This window comes from Stenotrophomonas sp. YJH_SMC_20 (genome assembly GCF_059367845.1).
Window position 1 is genome coordinate 114,831 of sequence record NZ_JCAFRG010000013.1, and the last position, 18,254, is coordinate 133,084.

General features: G+C 66.0%; 15 protein-coding genes and 7 tRNA genes. 12 read left to right on the forward strand and 10 right to left on the reverse strand.

All coding sequences use genetic code 11. The annotated features are described in order from the left end of the window. Positions 1 to 407: 407 nt before the first annotated feature. From dsbG to AC5P6A_RS19015, 3 genes are all read right to left on the reverse strand, one after another. A complete protein-coding gene (dsbG, locus tag AC5P6A_RS19005) occupies positions 408 to 1,250 on the reverse strand; it encodes a thiol:disulfide interchange protein DsbG (protein WP_019660246.1) in 843 nt (280 codons plus the stop codon). A gap of 30 nt (positions 1,251 to 1,280) precedes the next feature. Next, positions 1,281 to 2,084, reverse strand: a complete 804-nt coding sequence (locus tag AC5P6A_RS19010) for a TlpA disulfide reductase family protein (protein WP_021204509.1) — start codon at positions 2,082 to 2,084, stop codon at positions 1,281 to 1,283. A gap of 80 nt (positions 2,085 to 2,164) precedes the next feature. Further along, positions 2,165 to 3,232: a GlxA family transcriptional regulator gene (locus AC5P6A_RS19015; RefSeq protein WP_019660248.1), complete on the reverse strand. Its 1,068-nt coding sequence runs from the start codon at positions 3,230 to 3,232 to the stop codon at positions 2,165 to 2,167. Positions 3,233 to 3,415: 183 nt separating this feature from the next. On the opposite strand from AC5P6A_RS19015, the gene AC5P6A_RS19020 reads away from it, so the two are divergent. The 7 genes from AC5P6A_RS19020 (at position 3,416) to AC5P6A_RS19050 (ending at position 4,753) form a co-directional block, all read left to right on the forward strand. Next, positions 3,416 to 3,829, forward strand: a complete 414-nt coding sequence (locus AC5P6A_RS19020; RefSeq protein ID WP_180877636.1) for a MerR family transcriptional regulator — start codon at positions 3,416 to 3,418, stop codon at positions 3,827 to 3,829. Positions 3,830 to 3,918: 89 nt separating this feature from the next. Then, positions 3,919 to 3,994 (forward strand) — tRNA-Ala (locus AC5P6A_RS19025). A 54-nt stretch (positions 3,995 to 4,048) separates the two neighbouring features. Beyond that, positions 4,049 to 4,124: transfer RNA gene (locus AC5P6A_RS19030), tRNA-Glu, on the forward strand. A gap of 184 nt (positions 4,125 to 4,308) precedes the next feature. Then, positions 4,309 to 4,384: transfer RNA gene (locus AC5P6A_RS19035), tRNA-Ala, on the forward strand. 48 nt (positions 4,385 to 4,432) lie between these two features. After that, positions 4,433 to 4,508 (forward strand) — tRNA-Glu (locus AC5P6A_RS19040). Positions 4,509 to 4,554: 46 nt separating this feature from the next. Next, a tRNA-Ala gene (locus AC5P6A_RS19045) sits at positions 4,555 to 4,630 on the forward strand. Between the two features lie 47 nt (positions 4,631 to 4,677). Further along, positions 4,678 to 4,753: transfer RNA gene (locus tag AC5P6A_RS19050), tRNA-Glu, on the forward strand. Positions 4,754 to 4,893: 140 nt separating this feature from the next. Here AC5P6A_RS19050 and AC5P6A_RS19055 read toward each other — a convergent pair. Next, positions 4,894 to 5,310, reverse strand: coding sequence for a GNAT family N-acetyltransferase (locus tag AC5P6A_RS19055; protein ID WP_019660250.1), 417 nt, complete (start codon positions 5,308 to 5,310; stop codon positions 4,894 to 4,896). 77 nt (positions 5,311 to 5,387) lie between these two features. Between AC5P6A_RS19055 and AC5P6A_RS19060 the strand changes: the two genes are divergently transcribed. Then, positions 5,388 to 6,344 (forward strand): SOS response-associated peptidase family protein, encoded by a 957-nt coding sequence (locus tag AC5P6A_RS19060; protein WP_346715246.1) that lies wholly within the window; start codon positions 5,388 to 5,390, stop codon positions 6,342 to 6,344. A 10-nt stretch (positions 6,345 to 6,354) separates the two neighbouring features. On the opposite strand, the gene AC5P6A_RS19065 is transcribed toward AC5P6A_RS19060, so the two are convergent. After that, positions 6,355 to 6,735, reverse strand: coding sequence for a response regulator (locus tag AC5P6A_RS19065; protein WP_346715245.1), 381 nt, complete (start codon positions 6,733 to 6,735; stop codon positions 6,355 to 6,357). Between the two features lie 132 nt (positions 6,736 to 6,867). Between AC5P6A_RS19065 and AC5P6A_RS19070 the strand changes: the two genes are divergently transcribed. Together AC5P6A_RS19070 and AC5P6A_RS19075 are read left to right on the forward strand one after the other, a co-directional pair. Beyond that, positions 6,868 to 6,953: transfer RNA gene (locus tag AC5P6A_RS19070), tRNA-Leu, on the forward strand. Positions 6,954 to 7,337: 384 nt separating this feature from the next. Then, positions 7,338 to 8,774, forward strand: a complete 1,437-nt coding sequence (locus AC5P6A_RS19075) for a GGDEF domain-containing protein (protein ID WP_134730749.1) — start codon at positions 7,338 to 7,340, stop codon at positions 8,772 to 8,774. Here the strand turns inward: AC5P6A_RS19075 and AC5P6A_RS19080 are convergent. After that, positions 8,771 to 10,597, reverse strand: a complete 1,827-nt coding sequence (locus AC5P6A_RS19080; RefSeq protein WP_180877635.1) for a methyl-accepting chemotaxis protein — start codon at positions 10,595 to 10,597, stop codon at positions 8,771 to 8,773. The two genes, AC5P6A_RS19075 and AC5P6A_RS19080, sit on opposite strands and share 4 nt — an antisense overlap. 578 nt (positions 10,598 to 11,175) lie before the next feature. Between AC5P6A_RS19080 and AC5P6A_RS19085 the strand changes: the two genes are divergently transcribed. Further along, on the forward strand, positions 11,176 to 12,264 hold the full coding sequence (locus AC5P6A_RS19085) for a DUF5694 domain-containing protein (protein ID WP_180877634.1): 1,089 nt from the start codon (positions 11,176 to 11,178) through the stop codon (positions 12,262 to 12,264). A gap of 39 nt (positions 12,265 to 12,303) precedes the next feature. Here the strand turns inward: AC5P6A_RS19085 and AC5P6A_RS19090 are convergent, their stop codons facing one another. The 4 genes from AC5P6A_RS19090 to AC5P6A_RS19105 form a co-directional block, all read right to left on the reverse strand. Further along, the gene (locus AC5P6A_RS19090; RefSeq protein WP_019660256.1) at positions 12,304 to 12,534 is read right to left on the reverse strand and encodes a hypothetical protein; all 231 of its coding nucleotides are present in this window, start codon (positions 12,532 to 12,534) and stop codon (positions 12,304 to 12,306) included. A gap of 62 nt (positions 12,535 to 12,596) precedes the next feature. After that, entirely contained in the window at positions 12,597 to 14,786 is a 2,190-nt protein-coding gene (locus AC5P6A_RS19095) for a PAS domain S-box protein (protein WP_111099252.1), read from the reverse strand. Between the two features lie 208 nt (positions 14,787 to 14,994). Beyond that, positions 14,995 to 17,382: a Tex-like N-terminal domain-containing protein gene (locus AC5P6A_RS19100; protein ID WP_180877633.1), complete on the reverse strand. Its 2,388-nt coding sequence runs from the start codon at positions 17,380 to 17,382 to the stop codon at positions 14,995 to 14,997. Positions 17,383 to 17,589: 207 nt separating this feature from the next. Continuing rightward, positions 17,590 to 17,805: a hypothetical protein gene (locus tag AC5P6A_RS19105; protein WP_005410085.1), complete on the reverse strand. Its 216-nt coding sequence runs from the start codon at positions 17,803 to 17,805 to the stop codon at positions 17,590 to 17,592. A gap of 356 nt (positions 17,806 to 18,161) precedes the next feature. Between AC5P6A_RS19105 and AC5P6A_RS19110 the strand changes: the two genes are divergently transcribed. Beyond that, positions 18,162 to 18,254, forward strand: a 93-nt coding sequence (locus AC5P6A_RS19110; RefSeq protein WP_332328542.1) for a transposase, incomplete at its 3' end; no start/stop codon positions are given.

The following is an 18,254-nucleotide window of genomic DNA, read 5'->3' on the forward strand; positions in this document are numbered from 1 at the left end:
ACCAGTCAGCCTGCACGCGGCAGACAACAGGACAATGACACTGCCCTGCCTCTATCCATGTCGCTTCCATCAAGGCCGCGCAGCCAGAGAGATGGCGACCGCAGCAGTCTGGGTAACAATCAGGGAGTGAGAGTGTCGTGAATGGCTGTGCCGACCTGCCCGCATCCGGGCAGCCGCGGCGCGGCATCCATGGCGCGTTGACGCTGTATTCCATGCGTCACAGGCTAGTCCGCCTGTCGTTTTTGGCCTTGATTGGAATCAAGGCGTGATGTTTGATCTCAGTCACGATTCAGCCGTGACGACGAACAGCCCATGCGCAAGCAGTTGTGTTCGCCTGGGGCCTGGAACGCAACAGGCCCGCACGTCACCATGCGGGCCTGTGGTCGACATCATGATGCAGGCTCAGATCAGCGCGGGCCGAGCACCGTCTGCAGGTCATCCCCCTGCGGCAGACCGGCGCGGCGCTGCACCTGGCCCTGCGCATCCTGGAACAGGATACCCGGCGTGCCCTGGAACCCCATCTCGACCATCAGCACCTGGTTGGCGTCGAGCTTGCCCGCGATGTCGCGGCTGATGCTCGGCAGGGCCTTGATGCCGCCACGGTCGAACTGGTGCTCGTTCTGAAGCAGGGCCGCGCTCGGGTCACGCGCGGAGAGGATCGCTGCCGCCTTGGCCGGACTGTCCTCACGGATGACGCCGACCATGATGTGGCGCAGTTGTACCTTGCCTGCATCCACCCACGGACGCGCCGCCTCCCAGAATTTGTGGCAGTAAGGGCAATTGGCATCGCTGAAGGTGTAGACCACGCGTGGCGCATCGGCCTTGCCGTCAGGCACCCACGCGCTGGCTTCCAGCTTGCTCCACATCCTGGCGGACATCGGCGAGGCGACCAGCTTCTCAACCGCCTCTGCGGATACATCATTGCCTTCCGCGTCGAACAGACTGCCGACCAGTACGTGCTTGCCATCGGCAGTGACATAGGCCGCCGCCGGCTGCTGGCCACCGACCACGCCAGCGAAGCCCCGCAGGCCTTCGGGGGCATCGAACTCGGCAACGACCTCGAAACCGTGCTTCTCGATGCCCTTCAGCACCGCAGGGCGGTCGCCCTTGTTGGCAGCAGCTGCGGCGCTCGCGGCCGGTGGCGCAGCGCTCTTGCCCGGCGGCGTCTGTGCCTGGCTGCAGGCGGCCAATGCCAGCAGGACCGGCAGCAACAGCACCGCGGGGGCGGCGCGCAGGGAAGTCGACAACATGGGAACTCCGTAGTGAGATGCCCGCGCAGGCTACCGCAGCCGACGCAGTTTGTGTTCAAGACCGGCTGCCGTCAGTTCGCCGAGGTGCAGCTCTCGCAGGCGCCCTTCCGCGTCGAAGAACAGGGTCGAGGGATAGGCCTGCACGCCCAGCGCCGTAGAAGCCGCAGCGTCGCCGTCCAGCAATACGTTGTCCAGCATAAGGCGTTCGCGCGCAACAAAACCCTGGACCTCGTCGAGGGTTTCACCCTGATTGAGGAACACGAACTGCACCTCCGCATGCGCCTCCTGCGCGGCTGCCAATACCGGCATCTCGCGTCGGCAGGGACCACACCAGCTGGCCCAGAGGTTCAACACCAGTGGCTTGCCACGGAACTGCTGCAGATCAACCCTGCCCCCCTCCAGGTCAGCAACCTGCACTGCTGGCAGGGGCATCTGCCGCGCCTGCCATGCGGACAGCAATTGGCTGCCACCCGCCCACAGCAGCACCCCTGCCAACGACGCGCCCAGCACGGGCATGCGTAACGCCCGCCACGGGCGTAGTCGCCACAGCCCCCATGCCAATCCCGCAACCAGGACGATCACCAGGTGATAACCGCCATCGGCAATCTGCAGAATGCCCCACGGCGCCTCGCGGTACAGCGTGAAGTTCAAGGCTACGAAACTGATGCGGCCGCACAGCAGGCCGACCAGCAACATGTCCAGAACCATGCTGGGTGCAGAAGGCAGCGGCATGCCGTCCTTCCTGCGTGACCACAGGCGAGCCACAGCCATCGCCAGCAAAACGCACGCGAGAATCAACACCACCGGCATCGGCACCGGCCCAACGCTCGACATCAAACCACCTGTTCAATCGTCCACTGACTGCATGGTCGAAGTGTCGCGCCCCGGTTGCAAGCGCGACGATGTTGGCGCCGTCAGGCCGCGCTTCGCCCGTGTTGCATCACCGACGGCGATTGCAGCCCACGCAGGCTGCCCGCCACCGATGGCATCAACGGCCGCTCGCGGCGCTTGCTGTTGACGTGACGCCGATAGTTGGCTGGCGTCATGCCCACGATGCGTAGAAACAACCTGCGGAAAGCACTCTGGTCAGCGTAGCCGACGCCCCAGGCCACCTCGTCGATGCCTGCTCCCTGCTGCAACAGGGTCTGGGCCTTGGCGATGCGCAGCCGTTGGCAGTATTCGATCGGCCGCAGGCCGGTGGCCTTGAGGAACCGCCGCTGCAGCGTGCGCGGCTCCAGCCCGGAAACCTCGCAGATCGCGGCAAGCGTGGCGCCGCGTGCGGCCGTGGTGTGCAGCCAGCGCTGCGCCTTCAACACATCACGATCGCCATGTGCGAAGTTGGCACTGAAGCGTTCAAGATCCTGCTGGATCGTGGCGGGCACGGTGATGCCCAGTTGCTGCGCGACCGCGCTGGCCACCCCCTGCCCATGCAGCCGGTACAGCAGGCGCAGCCCCAGGAAGCGCCAGGCCTGGACCCCACCGACCGTCAGCAGGTCGCCGTCATCCACCAGTGCCCGCTCGCTCGGCACCCAGCTCGCTGCCTGCGCCAGCAGGCCTGGATGGCGCCCCAGATCGGGGCCACTGACCGTGCGTCCCGCCAGCAACCCTGCCCGTGCGAGCACGCTGACGCCATCACTGGCAGCGGCCAGCAGGCTGCCGCCGTCGTAGTGTGCGCGCAGCCAGTCCAGCAGGACCTCGTCCGCGCGCAGGCACGCGCCGGCACTGATCTGGCCGGGAACCGCAATCACGGCCGGAATGGCCGCATCAAGCATTTCCGCACCGGCAATACGATGCACACCGGTCTGGCTGGCCGGCACGATCCAGCGGGTGACCAGCACCCGCTTGAACGGCCGACGCTGCTGCTGGGCCAGGCGATTGGCAACGTGCGCCATTTCGGCCAGAACGGAGGCGGCGGACGGATCACCTCCGGGGTACTCGACCACCGCGATCTCGACGAATCCTTCGTTCCTGAATCCTTCCACAGCCCCTCCTCGCTTCGTTGCAGGCCATCGAACGGCCGGTTCAGGCGAAGGGTAGGAACTGGGCCAGCGGCGGGGCTATGAAGAAAGTTGCAAAGTGCCCTGAATGCGCGCACCCGGACAAAGCCTTGACTCTCGACCAGACTCCATCCTTCAAAATGACCGGAGCATCCGCAGGAATCCGCCATGAACATTGGACAACTGGCCCGCCAGGCGGGCGTGCCGATCGATACGGTGCGCTACTACGAACGGCAGCAGCTGCTGCCGACCGCTGCCCGCTCGGCGGGCGGTTACCGCATCTTCGGCGAGCAGGACCTGCGCCGGCTGCGATTCATCCGCCGCGCCAAGGCACTGGGCTTCAGCCTGGAAGAGATCGGCGATCTGCTCGCACTGAGCGATCACCACTCACAGGACATGGCCAGCGTGCGCGATACCGCGCAGGCACGCCTGCAGGACATCTCACAGCGAATGACGGAGCTGCAACGCATGCACACCGCACTTTCGCAGCTGGTCAACGCCTGCCCCGGCCACGGCACACTGGACCAGTGCCCAATCCTGGCGGCGCTGACCGACGACGCTGCGCGGGCGACAGCGGACTGATATCGGCGTCGCAACGCGCGTGAAGAAAAGTGCAACAAATGCTTGCCAACCCCCTGGGGCGAGGCTATTATTTCGCTCCTCAGCGACGTGGGGCCATAGCTCAGCTGGGAGAGCGCCTGCATGGCATGCAGGAGGTCAGCGGTTCGATCCCGCTTGGCTCCACCAATCTTTCGGCATTAGGCCGTCGAAAGGTCGCTAAAGAACATTGATGAGAATTGCGTCCCCATCGTCTAGAGGCCTAGGACATCACCCTTTCACGGTGGCGACCGGGGTTCGAATCCCCGTGGGGACGCCACTCATCACGAACAATGAGGACCCGGCCGATAACCGGGTCTTTTTTGTTCACCGCCTACCGGCATTCAGGTTGTGGCGTAGCGGTTCCCCTGCCCCCGTGGCCGCGGTTGAACCGAAACGAAAAAAGCTCGAAAAAAGCTTCCACAAAGGTGAACACGCAGGTATGATAGGCGGCTCGGTAACACGGGGCCATAGCTCAGCTGGGAGAGCGCCTGCATGGCATGCAGGAGGTCAGCGGTTCGATCCCGCTTGGCTCCACCACTTTCGACATTAGGCCGTCGAAGGTTCTACAACTTGAAGTTTTCGTGCGTCCCCATCGTCTAGAGGCCTAGGACATCACCCTTTCACGGTGGCGACCGGGGTTCGAATCCCCGTGGGGACGCCAGTTTCAAAACGGACTCTGCTCCCGGCAGATCATCCGGAGTTTCACTGGGGCCATAGCTCAGCTGGGAGAGCGCCTGCATGGCATGCAGGAGGTCAGCGGTTCGATCCCGCTTGGCTCCACCACTTCGACATTAGGCCGTCGAAGCATCTACAACTTGAAGTTTTCGTGCGTCCCCATCGTCTAGAGGCCTAGGACATCACCCTTTCACGGTGGCGACCGGGGTTCGAATCCCCGTGGGGACGCCAATTCTTGAAAACCCCGACCCTGGTCGGGGTTTTTCTTTGCCTGTGATTCCTGGGAAGGCCCTGTCCACGCATGGCGTGGATCTACTGCAGGGCCCGGGTAGATCCACGCCATGCGTGGATGCCCTCACCGCCACCCGCCTTCAGAACCGCCGGTACATCCCGATCGATGCAGGCGCGGTGGGAGCGAAACCAAACCGCGCGTACAAACGGTGCGCTTCGCCATCTGCCAGAAGGCTGACATATGCCGATGGCGGCAGGTTGGCCTGCATCCAACCATCCAGGCGACGCATCACCTCCTTGCCCAGGCCCTGCCCCTGCAGGCGCGGCAACACGGCGATATCGCAGACCTGCAGGTGGCAGCCGCCATCGCCGACGATGCGTCCCATCGCCACCAGCTCGTTGCCCTGGTAGGCACACACGCCATACAGGGTATTGGGCAGCGCGCGTGCCGCCGCCTCCTGGCTCTTGGCACTGAGGCCCGCCAGTACACGCAGCTGGCAATAGTCTTCAACCGTGGGCACGGCGTCGCGGAACTGGCAGGCGACGGAATCATTCATGCGCTATCTCCCTGTAGGTCGGGCTATCCTGCCTTATCCATGTCGCAGCCGCTGCGACCCACGCCCGCAGAGTTCCCATGTGCTACTCCGCCCTGATCCGCGCCGACTACGCCAAGCTGGTGCGCGAATTCGGTGCCATCCTGTCGCTGGAAGAGTTCGCCGAGCTGTACGCGCACGATCCCGGCAAGAAGCGACCGAAGACCCCGAAGGCCATGGACGACGGCTTTGCCGGCGCGCGCACCGAGCAGGGCCGCGATATCGTCGCGAAAATCCAGCAGTGGCATGCGCAGGAACGGCAGCAACTGGAAGCGGAACTGGCCCGCCAGCGCGAGCGACGCGATATCGCCAATGCCACGCTGGCGACCCGCCCCACCCAGAAAGCCCGCAACGACCTGCGCGTGGCCGGCAACCGCATCGGCCGCGCGCAAGCCCGACTGGAAGACCTGCACCGGGTGCAGCAGCTGCCACGCGACAACCGCATCTTTCCCGGCACCTATGCACCGGTCATGGTCAGCGATGGCGGCAAACGCGTGATCAAGCCGATGCGCTACCAATGCCGGCTGCCGGACAAGACGGCGCGCAACGATGTCCTGTACCCCGGCACCTACAACGCCAGGCGCGACAGCCTGGAAGGCTATTGGCGCGGTGCGTTTGGCCTGCGCCACGGCGTCGTGGTGGTGCAGGCGTTCTATGAGCACGTCCCACGCCATGCCATCGCCGGCCGGATGCTGGGTGCCGACGAGAAGGAACAGGACGTGGTGCTCGAGTTCCGCCCCGATCCGCCACGTGACCTGCTGCTGGCCTGCCTTTGGGCGGAATGGGAGGGACCGGAAGGCCGCCTGCTCTCGTTCGCCACGATCACCGACACCCCGCCACGCGATGTCGCCGCCGCAGGTCACGATCGCGGCGTGATACCGATCCGCAGGGAGCATCTGGATGCGTGGCTCAATCCCGATCCGGACAACCTGGCCGGGCAGTACCGCGTCCTCGACGACCGCGAGGACATCCGCTACGTGTACGAGGAGGCCGGCTGAAGCGCCGTTCTCACGCCGTTGCGCTGGAACGACCCACCGCACGGGCCAGCGCCCTGGTCAGATCCGCCGACAGATACGGCTTGACCAGCAGTACTCCGGCCAGCATCGACTCGGGCAGCTGCTCAGCCAGCATTCCGGTGGCGAGCACGAATGGTACGCCGCGCGCCGACAGTGCTGCCGCCACTGGCTCGCTGGTCTCATTGCGGGCCAGGCGATAGTCCAGCAGGGCCACATCCGGGGTCGAGTCTTCCAGCATGCGCAATGCTTCAGCCACGCTCGCCGCCAACCCGACCACGGTCGCGCCGGCATGCACCAGCTGCATCTGCAGCAAGGCTGCGCTCATCTCGTCGTTCTCGACCACCAGCACCCTCAGGTCCTGCAACACTGTCATCCGGCACCGCTCCTGGAGGCATTCAAGCCGGCGCAGTATAGCCACCACAGAGCCGATGCCGACAGGAAGCGCCCCGATTGGCCTTGCCTCTATGAAAGCCCTGCCGACCTCGGTTACACTCGCACGCTGCCTGCCGGTGTGGCGGAATGGTATACGCAGCTGACTCAAAATCAGCCGGGGGTAACCCCATGAAGGTTCGAGTCCTTTCACCGGCACCACTGCATCAAAGGCCAGGTCCCTGACCTGGCCTTCTGCATTTCCAGTGCCGGGCGCCGGAACTGGGATCGATGCCAACGCCCGCCCTGCCCTCGCTCCCCGAGATCCCGACCGCACGGCTGCGTCCACCTCACGCGGATGACACGACGCCCTGGTCGCGCTGCTTCTCACTGCCGGGCGTGGCCAAGCGCGGCTGCACCCTCGACCGCGTGGGGACACCCGTGCCTTCTGGATGAACGCCCGCGGCACAGGCTTCGCGCCAACACAGAGGAACGCAACTGCGACTTCCGGCAAGTATTTAAATAGACACAGCGCACACTTTTCTTGCAAGCCTCACGTGCTTCTGCCTATCGTGATCCCAGCCGGAGCTGGGGGTGGGGGAATGCATGACGTTGCGTGCGGCGCTGTTTTTTCTGGTTACGCACGCGCTCGTCATCGCCTTTATCGGCCCGCAGGACCCGGTCGGCTCCTACCTGATGCTGATCACCGCACCGCTGCTGGCTGCACTGGCCTGCGTGCGGCGTGCACGTGACAGCCACCAGGCCGCCTGCAAATGGCGGACGCTGGGCGCGGCCGTGGGCCTGTTCTCGCTGGCCCTGCTGGCCCTGCTGTACCGCAATGTGGCCGGCCTGGCCCCTGCGCAGATGACCGCCTCAACACTGATCCTGTACGTGTTCTACCGGATCCCCTTGACCTACGTCGCTGCAAGCCCGGGTGGCGGGAACCGCTACGTCCGTGCGGTGGACCTCGGGATCATTGCCCTGCTTTGGCTGCTGTACTACCTGCATGCGCGGGCCATGGCGCCGCTGAACACCGCCTTGTGGACGCAGTGCCTGAACACCATGAGCAGCATGCAGAACAGCCTGGTGTTCTGCTTCGCACTGATCCGTTTCCTGGCCGAGGACGATCCGGACCGCCGCGATTTTTTCCGGACTCTGACGATCTACGCGCTGGGCTACTTCCTGCTGGCCTTCTACATCAATACCTATCAGCCGCAGGTGCCCGACGGCAGTTGGGGCGACCTGCTGATCAGTGGACTGTTCGTGCTGCTGGCCACCCTGGCGGGCAGCCATCGTCGCTACCCGACAGTGGAGGTATCCCGCAGCCTGCGGCGCATCATCGATGCCGGCGTACCATTGATGCTGCCATTGCTGCTGATGCTGGTGGCGCTTCTGGTCGCGCGCCTGCAGCCGACCCTGGCCACGGTCGGCTTCATCGGCTCCCTGCTCGGCTATGCCCTGCGCAGCGTGCTGAGCCAGGTGGAGATCCAGCGCCAGCGCGACGAGCTGGAAAAACTGGCACGGCGTGATCCACTGACCGGCCTGGGCAACCGACGCAGCTTCGATGAATCGCTTGGCGCGGCCCACCGCCGCGCGCGGCGCCAAGGTCTGGGCCTGGCCGTTCTCATGATCGATATCGACCACTTCAAGCGCCTCAATGACACCTATGGCCACCCGGAAGGAGATCAGCGCCTGCAGTCGGTCGCCGCCATTCTTGATGGCTGCCTGCAACGGGGTGACGATCTGCTGGCCCGCTATGGCGGCGAGGAGTTCATCGCTGCCCTGCCCTCGCCCGATGCCGCCCACGCCATGGCCCTGGGCGAGCGGGTCCGCGCTTCGGTCGAAGCGGCTGCCCTGCCCGCCCCCGAGGCCACCGTCACCATCAGCGTCGGCGTGGCGTGGCAGGCACCGGGCGAAGAGCACGATCCGCGCGACCTGGTCGAACGCGCCGACCAGGCCCTGTATCGGGCCAAACGCGCCGGGCGCAACCGCGTATATGGCGACGCAGATACTACGGAAGACAGATGCAACCGCCGGGCCTAGACGGCGTGCAGCGCCGCCGCTCCCTGCCGCTGCCCTGCCGCGCTCTGCACGCGGAAGCTGGCCACGGTCTGCAGCAGCTGCGCCGACTGTTCTTCCATGCTGCGTGCCGCCGCCGATGCCTCCTCGACCAACGCGGCATTCTGCTGGGTGCCCTGGTCAATCAGATCGACGGCCTGGTTCATCTGCTGGATATCGTCGCTCTGCTGCTGCGCGGCCGTGCTGATTTCGCTCATCAGGTCACTGACCCGGCGCACGTTTGTCACAATCTCATCCATGGTGCGGCCCGCGCTCTCGACCTGCGCGGTACCGGCGCCGACATTGGCCACCGACGCATCGATCAGGTGCTTGATCTCCTTGGCTGCGCTGGCCGAACGCTGCGACAGCTCACGGATCTCGGTGGCAACCACGGCGAAGCCACGACCATGTTCACCGGCGCGCGCGGCCTCCACCGCTGCGTTCAGCGCAAGAATGTTGGTCTGGAAGGCGATGCCGTCGATCACCCCGATGATGTCGACGATGCGCCGCGATGAGGCATTGATCACCGCCATCGTCTCGACCACCTCATGCACCACATTGCCGCCCCGCGCGGCGACATCGGCTGCCCCACCGGCCAGCTGGCTGGCCTGGCGGGCATTGGTTGCGGTGCGCTGCACCGTCTCGGCAAGACCCTTCATCGACACCGCAGTCTCCTCCAGCGAGGCCGCCTGCTGCTCGGTGCGCTGCGACAGGTCGCTGTTGCCCTGCGCGATTTCAGTCGCACCCACGGCGATGGTGTCGGCCGCGAACTTGATCTGGCCGATGATCGCGGCCATCGCCTCGACCAGCGAATTCACGCCTTCGCACAACTCGGCAATCGGCCCGCTCTTGTCGGCGGTGGCTACGCGCTGGGTCAGGTCACCCAGCTTGGCGGCAGCCACCACCTCTCGGGTCTGCGCCACGGCGCGCTGCATGGCCTGGTTCTCGTGCACCTGCGCGGTGATGTCGGCGGCATACTTCACGACCTTGAACGGCTTTCCGTTGAGGTCCAGGATGGGGTTGTAGGAAGCCTGGATCCAGACCTCGCGCCCGTCCTTGCCCAGGCGCCGATACTGGCCCGCATCATATTCGCCGCGCCCAAGTTTCTCCCAGAACTGGCGATATTCCACGCTGCTGCGATGCCCGGGCTCGACAAACAACGAATGGTGCTGTCCGCGCACCTCGTCCAGGCTGTAGCCGGTGGCGGCGAGGAAATTGTCGTTGGCCGACAGGATGCGGCCATCCATGCTGAACTCGATCACCGCCTGCGACTTGGCGATCGCGGCCAGTTGCCCCGCCGAGTCGGCCGCCTGCAGCTTCTGCGCGGTGATGTCGGTCGCGAACTTGACCACCTTGTACGGCCGCCCCTGGCGGTCCAGCACCGGGTTGTACGAGGCCTGGATCCAGATCTCGCGCTGGCCCTTGCCGAACCGGCGGTACTGCCCGGCGTCGTATTCGCCGCGCCCCAAGCGCGCCCAGAAGTCGCGGTACTCGGCGCTGCGCGCCTGCTCGGGGTCGACGAACAGGGAATGATGCCTGCCCTGAATCTCCTCCAGCCGGTACCCCATCGCCTGCAGGAAATTGTCATTGGCCTGCAGGATGGTTCCGTCGAGCGCGAACTCGATGACGGCCTGCACGCGATGCAGCGCGGCCACCTGCGCTTCCAGCTCGGTCCGGTCGGTCACCGCCTTCTCTGTGCGGGTGCGTTGCTGTGGCGCCAGTACGCCAAGCAGCGCACGCCACGGCGACCAACGGGTATGCAGCTCGGCCGGCGCCTGCGCGCCCGCCGTGAAGCCTGGAATGAGCATTGTCTGATCCTCGGTGTCCGGTAAGCGGTTGTGACCCGACGGGCGGGATGCCCGGCGGCAACATCAGTTGCCAGGGACTACAGGTGCCAACCGGCACCTCTCGAGCGACTGCCAAGAACGTCTGCTGCGGCTGCGATCGGCATCTGGAAGCGGCGGAACACACTGCGCGGACCGCCCATCAGGGGCAGTCTGGGGTCCTGCGGCGGGTAACTGGAGCGGGATCCAGAGGGAGTATCGGCGATGCCGTCGGCCGCTTTAGCGGCATTCCGCGACGTCCGTCGCAACTCCGTCCATTACAGGCGGAATGCGGTGGACAATTGCCGTGTACTTCACACCTTTCTCACGTGTCCCCGCCCTCACACCAAGGCATTGGGCCAATGAACGGCTGGACCGGATCCGTTCCGCCACCGGTTGGCGGAACGCTGTACAGCGCAGGCGCCGGGAGGCAGCCGACCACATCGCCGACAGAAGGATGCAGCTCAAGGAAAAAAGGTTTACATGACCGATGCGGGGTTCGCCCGCAGGGGAAAACGACCAGCATGAAGGTCCCGCAGGATGCTCATCTACATGGAGATCGCATGTTCCCTCGCTTTGCCAGCCTTCTTCTCCTGGCCCTATGCAGCAGCAATGCGCTGGCCACCGGCACCGCCTATCGACCGGCCTTCCACCCGGACCAGCTGAAGGGACCGCCCGCAGGACGCCCGAACGAAGTGCTGGTGCTGGGCAGCCCACACCTGTCCAGCCTGCCGGAGACCTTCACGCCGGCGATGCTGGAACCTCTGCTGCAGCGCCTGGAAGCCTGGCGGCCCACCGCGATCGCAGTGGAGAACCTGTCCGGCCTGCAGTGTGACTTCATGCGCCGCAATCCGGCCCGATACGCGGAGAGCGTCGCGGACTACTGCGTCGATCCGGCACCGGCGCAGGCCGCCACCGGTCTGGACGTGCCCAGCGCCAACGTGGAAATGGAACGCCTGCTTGCAGATTGGCCCAAGGCGCCAAGCGCTGCCCAGCGACGTCGCTTGGCTGCAGTCTTCCTGGCTGCGGGCGAGAACAGCTCGGCAGTCGTCCAATGGCTGCGGCTGCCCCGGGAAGAGCGCCGTGCGGCCGACAGCCTGACTCCGGAGCTGGTGCAGTTCCTCGACACGCGCATGACCCGCCGCAACGAGGCCGTCCTGGTGGCCGGCGTGCTTGCCGCACGCCTCGGACTGGAGCGCCTGTGGTCGGTGGACGACCACACTGCGGATTCGCCCACACCGGAATCGCAGCAGAAGGCCTACGCTGCCGCCATACGCGGCGCCTGGGACAACGCCTTCGTCAAAGCACGCAGGGCGGCTGATGAACGGCTCGGAGCCAATCTTGTTCAGCCGGAAGGATTGCTCGCGATGTATCGCGCCTACAACGCACCCGAGACCGCGATGGTGGCGTTCAACAGCGACTTCGGCGCGACGCTTGTCGAACCCTCACCGGAAGGCTTCGGCCGCAACTACCTGGGCTACTGGGAAACCCGTAACCTGCGCATGGTCGCCAACATGCGCGACGTGCTCGGCCAGCATCCAGGCACCCGCATGCTGACCATCGTCGGCGCGTCACACAAGGGCTATTACGAGGCTTACCTCAACCTGATGCATGACGTGCAGCTGGTCAGTTCGGATGAAGTACTGCGCTGACGCAACTGCGCATGGGGGATGCGGTAACCATCCGCCGCATCACTCCACCGCGTTCCTGCCCGCCCGCCACAGCATGATGCTGGCGGCACCGATGCAGGACAGCGTGAACACCAGCAAGGCGACCGCGCCGCCCTGCAGCACCGGCAGCAGGGCCTGCGCGTGCAGGTCGCCGCGCAGCTGTTCCGCACGCAGGCAGGCGGCCAGGGCCAGGCACCAGCCGACCATTGCCGGGGCGTAGGCACGCAGCGTCACCGGGTTGCAGACATTCATGGGACCACCTGTAGGAGGGGAAGTGCGCGGAGTATTCGCGCACGCCCTCTCACAGGTTGAGATCAGCCCTCGGTCGGATCGATGTCGCCGCCCGGCAGCTCACTCGCCTCGCCCTGTACCTGCACGTTGTTGCGGCCCATTGCCTTGGCCCGGTAGCACTGGGCATCGGCCGCCGCCACGGCCTGGTCGACGCTCATCCCGCCCGTCAAGGGCGCGATGCCGATGCTGGCGCCCACATGCAGGCGGTCCTGGTCCCACGGAATCGACAGCGACGCAAGGGTGTGCAGCAGCTCGCCGCCAATGCGCGCTGCACGACGCGGCGTGCAACCGGACAGGATCACCGCGAACTCATCCCCACCCAGCCGCGCCACCACGTCCGAATCCCGCACGCCGTGGCGCAGCACGCTGGCCACCGCCCACAGCACGGCGTCACCGGCCAGATGGCCCCAGGTGTCGTTGACCGGCTTGAAGCGGTCCAGGTCGATGTACATCAGCGAGGCGGCCTGGCCGGTACGCTCCACGCGGGTGATCGCCTGCTGCAGATGCACCTCGAAGCCACGACGGTTGCTCAGCTCGGTCAGCGGATCGATCTCGGCCAGGTGGCGGGCTTCGCGCTGCCGCGCCCGCTGCTGGGTGTCGTCGCGCAGCACCCACACCGCGCCGCGCACATGGCCCTCGTCATCGCGCAGCCAGGCGCGGGTCAGATCGACCGGGATCGTGGCCGTGCCCAGGCGCAGCAGAAGGTCGGCATGCAGGTCCACCGCATTGCTTTCCGGGTCCAGCAGCACGGATACATCAAGCACCGAGCCGGGCGCGTATTCGGTGGTCAGCGCCAGTACGTCCTGCACGTTGTGCCCTGCCAGCGACAGCGCGCCATCACCGGCGAGGGTGCGGACAGCAGCGGCGTTGGCGTAATCGATACGACCGTCCAGACTGACGCTGAGCACCAGATCGGCCACGGCATCGAGGGTGATGCGGCTGCGCTGCTCGCTCTCGAACAGGCGCTGTTCGCTGCTGCGCTGGGCGCTGATGTCCTGGATCTGCGACACGAAATGCAGCGGCTCGCCATGCTCGTTGCGCACCAGCGAGACCGACAGCCGCGCCCAGATCACCTTGCCGTCGCGATCGAGATAGCGCTTTTCCAGGTGATAGTGACTGCGCCGCCCGGCCAGCAGATCCTGCACCAGGGCCAGGTCGGCCTGCAGGTCATCGGGGTGGGTCAGGCGTTGGAAATCAACCTGCAGCAGTTCCTCGCGGGGGTAGCCCAGGATCCGGCACAGGGCGTCATTGACGTCCAGCCAGCGCCCCTCCAGCGACACCAGCGCCATGCCCAGCGCCGCCGACGTGAACGCACCGGCGAATTTCTCCGCCGCCAGGCGTGCTTCGGCACGTGCCTGCAGGATCTCGGTGATGTCGATGGACATGCCGACGTAGCCGATGCGCGCGCCGCCGGCACCATCCATGCGGCTGATCGACAGGCGCACCTGGCGTGGCTGGCCGTCCTTGCGCCGCAATGTCCATTGCCTTGAATAGGTCTGCGCATCGGCACGAGCGCTGAGGGCTTCAAACGCGCCCGGCAGGCGTCCGTCCGCAGCCGCCAGCGGGCGCAGCCATGCCGCCAACTCGTCCGGATCGTGGAAATCACCCAGTCGCCGCTGTCCGACCACTTCCTCCGCGCTGTATCCCAGCAGGCGTTGCGCACCGGTATTGAACAGGGTAATGGTGCCTTCGGTATCGGTCGCGATCACCGCCACCTCGTCGGACGCATCGACCACGGCCTGCAGCCGCTGCCGGCTTTCGGCGGCGTCCTGCCGCGCCTGCTGCAGCTCGGTCACGTCGGCATGCGCACCGGCCATCCACAGCGGTCGTCCCTGCCCATCCCATTCGAACACGCGGCCACGGTCGTGGATCCATATCCACTGGCCGTTCTTGTGGCGCATGCGGAGCAGGCAGACATAGTTGTCGCTGCGGCCTTCAAAATGATCCTCAAGTGCCGCGTCAGACAGGACGATGTCATCGGGATGGACCAGCTTCAGGAACGTCTTCTGGCACACCGGCTCCAGCTCTTCCAGGCGATAACCGACGATCTCCGCCCAGCGCGCATTGACCCGCATCTCGCCGGTCTGCACGTTCCACTCCCAGGTGCCGGCGGCGGTGCCGTCAATGATCATCGCCAGGCGACGACGCTCTTCGGCCAGCGCCTGCAGGCGCCGCTCCAGCAACCCGTTGCCGTTGGTTCCCTGGCCGGCCATCAACCCGTACCCCGGCCCGCACAGGGAGGCCGCGGCCGCAGCGCGACGCTGCAGACCTCAACGAAGACGACGGGTCCTGCTGGCGTCATGGCCCTCCCCAGCAACAGCGGGGTGGCCGGACGCCTCCCCTCAGGCGCAAGTGTGCGCAATCACGGGGAAAATCGACAAGTCCCCCGCCACGAATCAAGCGTGACGGGGAACACGGTCCTCAACTGCGCTTGGCGCGGGCGAAGGCCTCGGCCAGGGCGTTGTTGGCCGGGGGCGCGGACGCGGCGGGACGGCCTCCATTGCCCTGGCCCCGGTTCGGCCCGCGGTTCTGGCCGCCTGCATCGCGGCGCGGACCCTGCCCATGGCCGCGCTCATCACGCTGGCCCGGGCGGCTGGTGGCTTGGCCGGGGGTATCGTCCAGTCGCCGGGTCAGGGCGATGCGCTTGCGCGCCACGTCCACCTCCAGCACCTTCACCTTGACGATATCGCCGGCCTTGACCACGTCGCGCGGGTCCTTCACGAACGTATCGGACAGGGCCGAAATGTGGATCAGGCCATCCTGGTGCACACCGATATCGACGAAGGCACCAAAGGCCGCCACGTTGCTTACCACACCCTCGAGCACCATGCCCTCGCGCAGATCCTTGATGTCCTCGACGCCCTCGGCGAAGCGTGCCGCCTTGAACTCGGGGCGTGGGTCTCGGCCCGGCTTCTCCAGTTCCTTGAGGATGTCACGCACGGTCGGCACGCCGAAGGTGGCATCGGTGAACTGCTCGGCCTTCAGGCCACGCAGGAAGCTGCCATCACCGATCAGCGCCTTGATCGGGCGCGCGGTGCTGGCCACGATGCGCTCGACCACCGGGTAGGCCTCGGGGTGTACCGCCGAAGCATCCAGCGGCTCATCACCGTCGGCAATGCGTAGGAAGCCCGCGCACTGTTCAAAGGTCTTCTCGCCCAGGCGCGCCACCTTCAGCAGGTCCTTGCGGCGCTTGAACGGGCCGTTCGCATCACGGTGGCGCACGATGTTCTCGGCCACCGTGGCCGACAGGCCGGACACCCGCGACAACAGTGCAGCCGAAGCGGTGTTCACGTACACGCCCACCGCGTTCACGCAGTCCTCCACGCGGGCATCCAGCGCGCGCGCCAGACGGTACTGGTCCACATCGTGCTGGTACTGGCCGACACCGATGGCCTTGGGTTCGATCTTCACCAGTTCGGCCAGCGGGTCCTGCAGGCGGCGGGCGATCGACACCGCCCCACGTAGCGACACGTCCAGCTCCGGGAACTCCCTGGCCGCGAACTCGGACGCCGAGTACACCGACGCGCCGGCCTCGCTGACCACCACCTTCTGCAGCTTCGGGTTGCCAGCGGCCTTGATCGCTTCGCCGGCCAGCTTGTCGGTTTCACGGCTGGCGGTGCCGTTGCCGATCGCGATCAGTTCCACGTTGTGCTTGGCGCACAGCTGCTTGATCGTCTGCAGCGACTGCTCCCACTGGCGACGCGGCTCGTGCGGGTAGATGGTGTCGGTGGCCACCAGCTTGCCGGTGGCATCGACCACGGCGATCTTGCAGCCGGTGCGGATGCCCGGGTCCAGTCCGAGCACGGTCTTCGGGCCGGCGGGTGCTGCCAGCAACAGGTCCTTCAGGTTGTCGCCGAACACCGCGATGGCCTCGGCTTCGGCCTTCTCGCGGGCCTGGTTGAACAGGTCCAGCAGCAGGTGCGTGTGCAGCTTGGCGCGCCAGGTGAGCCGGCAGGCGTCCAGCAGCCAGCGGTCGGCGGCGCGGCCCTGGTCGGCGATGCCGGCCCTGCGCGCCACGCGCCCTTCGGCGTACTGGTGGCCGGCCTCGGCATCACTGCCGGGGTCCAGCTCCAGGAACAGGATCTCCTCGCGGCGCGCGCGAAACAGCGCCAGCAGCCGGTGCGAGGGAATCTTCGCCAACGACTCGGCGTGATCGAAGTAATCGCGGTACTTGGCGCCTTCGGTTTCCTTGCCCTCGGCCACGCGCGCGCGGATCACGCCGGTTTCGCCCAGCCAGGTGCGCAGTTCGCCGACCAGCGCGGCGTCTTCACCCCAGCGCTCCATCAGGATCGCGCGCGCACCTTCCAGCGCAGCCTTGATGTCGGCCACGCCATTGTCGGCATTGACGAAGCTGGCCGCAAAGCTCTGCGGGTCCTGCGTCGGGTCGGCCAGCAGGCCATCGGCCAGCGGCTCCAGCCCCGCCTCGCGGGCGATCTGGGCGCGGGTACGGCGCTTGGGCTTGTACGGCAGGTACAGGTCTTCCAGACGGCTCTTGGTATCGGCGGCCAGGATGTCGTTGCGCAGTTCGTCGCTGAGCTTGCCCTGTTCGCCGATGCTGGCCAGCACCGCTGCGCGACGGTCCTCCAGCTCGCGCAGGTAGGTCAGGCGCACTTCCAGGTTGCGCAGCTGGGTGTCGTCCAGGCCGCCGGTCACTTCCTTGCGGTAGCGCGCGATGAACGGAACGCTGGCGCCCTCGTCGAGCAGGCCGACGGCGGCGCGCACCTGGGCGGACTGGGCACCGATCTCGTCGGCGATGGTCTGGGCGATCTGCTGGGCGAGCGCGCTCTGGGCGTTCTTGGCGTCGTGCATTGCTTCAGGTCTGTGCCGCATTACGGGAAGACCCCATTCTGGCAACCCGCGACGGAGCCGGACAAGGCATTGACAGGGCGCAAGGTTCAGCGGCGTAGCCGGATTGGACGCCGGCATCCTGGCAAAGCGCGGGCCCGGACTGGCCCTGGGCTGGGATGCCGGCGCGGGCGCGCGATGGTGGGCGCGCCCTGCCGCGTGTTACGAAGGTCAGCGGTAGTGGCGGGCGGCGCGCTGCATGACGATCTCGTCACGCATGCCTTCCAGGGCCATCAGGCGGACCTTGCCGACACCCTGCAGTTCCATGAACCGCTCCGTGTAGAACTCCGGCCCCAGCGCGGTGTCGGCGCGGGATTTGCTGAAGCCGTAGGGCACCACGCCCTTCTCGCCATCCTTGCTACCACCGACATAAAGAACGATTGCCATGTGATGTATTCCTCCAAATTGCTACTGCGTACTGCACTCGATGAGCGATGCTGCGAGCTCATCGAGGGAGAGCTTACCGCGTCGAACCTGACTGGAACGTCACGAAGGCTAATGACGATCGGTTGCACGCAGATGACGGCGGGATCGCAGCAGAATGCTTACGGATCTTTAACTTTCGGCTAACGAATCAGTACGGGATTCCCGCCAACGGCGCAGCCCCTCGTGGGTGGTTTGGTTGGTCGCGGAAAGCCGGTTTCCTGTGGGCTGGCCGGGAGGGTGGGTAGGCCGGGGACGCCGTGAACCCATCCTGAAGTGCCCCCCGGGAGTTGGACGCCAGATCCAACCCCGAGGGATACATGAACAGATACGACGCTCGTTTCAAACTGCAGGTCGCCAAAGAGGCCTGCAAGACGTCCACATCAGTCAAAGCCGTTGCTCGTCGCCACAGC

What these genes read in the sequence shown, in the direction of transcription:
- AC5P6A_RS19105 (WP_005410085.1), bottom strand. Translation starts at nt 17,805, where the DNA reads ATGGCAATCGTTCTTTATGTCGGTGGTAGCAAGGATGGCGAGAAGGGC.
- AC5P6A_RS19010 (WP_021204509.1), bottom strand. Translation starts at nt 2,084, where the DNA reads ATGTCGAGCGTTGGGCCGGTGCCGATGCCGGTGGTGTTGATTCTCGCG.
- AC5P6A_RS19055 (WP_019660250.1), bottom strand. Translation starts at nt 5,310, where the DNA reads ATGAATGATTCCGTCGCCTGCCAGTTCCGCGACGCCGTGCCCACGGTT.
- AC5P6A_RS19065 (WP_346715245.1), bottom strand. Translation starts at nt 6,735, where the DNA reads ATGACAGTGTTGCAGGACCTGAGGGTGCTGGTGGTCGAGAACGACGAG.
- AC5P6A_RS19075 (WP_134730749.1), top strand. Translation starts at nt 7,338, where the DNA reads ATGACGTTGCGTGCGGCGCTGTTTTTTCTGGTTACGCACGCGCTCGTC.
- AC5P6A_RS19090 (WP_019660256.1), bottom strand. Translation starts at nt 12,534, where the DNA reads ATGAATGTCTGCAACCCGGTGACGCTGCGTGCCTACGCCCCGGCAATG.
- dsbG (WP_019660246.1), bottom strand. Translation starts at nt 1,250, where the DNA reads ATGTTGTCGACTTCCCTGCGCGCCGCCCCCGCGGTGCTGTTGCTGCCG.
- AC5P6A_RS19085 (WP_180877634.1), top strand. Translation starts at nt 11,176, where the DNA reads ATGTTCCCTCGCTTTGCCAGCCTTCTTCTCCTGGCCCTATGCAGCAGC.
- AC5P6A_RS19100 (WP_180877633.1), bottom strand. Translation starts at nt 17,382, where the DNA reads ATGCACGACGCCAAGAACGCCCAGAGCGCGCTCGCCCAGCAGATCGCC.
- AC5P6A_RS19060 (WP_346715246.1), top strand. Translation starts at nt 5,388, where the DNA reads ATGTGCTACTCCGCCCTGATCCGCGCCGACTACGCCAAGCTGGTGCGC.
- AC5P6A_RS19095 (WP_111099252.1), bottom strand. Translation starts at nt 14,786, where the DNA reads ATGGCCGGCCAGGGAACCAACGGCAACGGGTTGCTGGAGCGGCGCCTG.
- AC5P6A_RS19020 (WP_180877636.1), top strand. Translation starts at nt 3,416, where the DNA reads ATGAACATTGGACAACTGGCCCGCCAGGCGGGCGTGCCGATCGATACG.
- AC5P6A_RS19080 (WP_180877635.1), bottom strand. Translation starts at nt 10,597, where the DNA reads ATGCTCATTCCAGGCTTCACGGCGGGCGCGCAGGCGCCGGCCGAGCTG.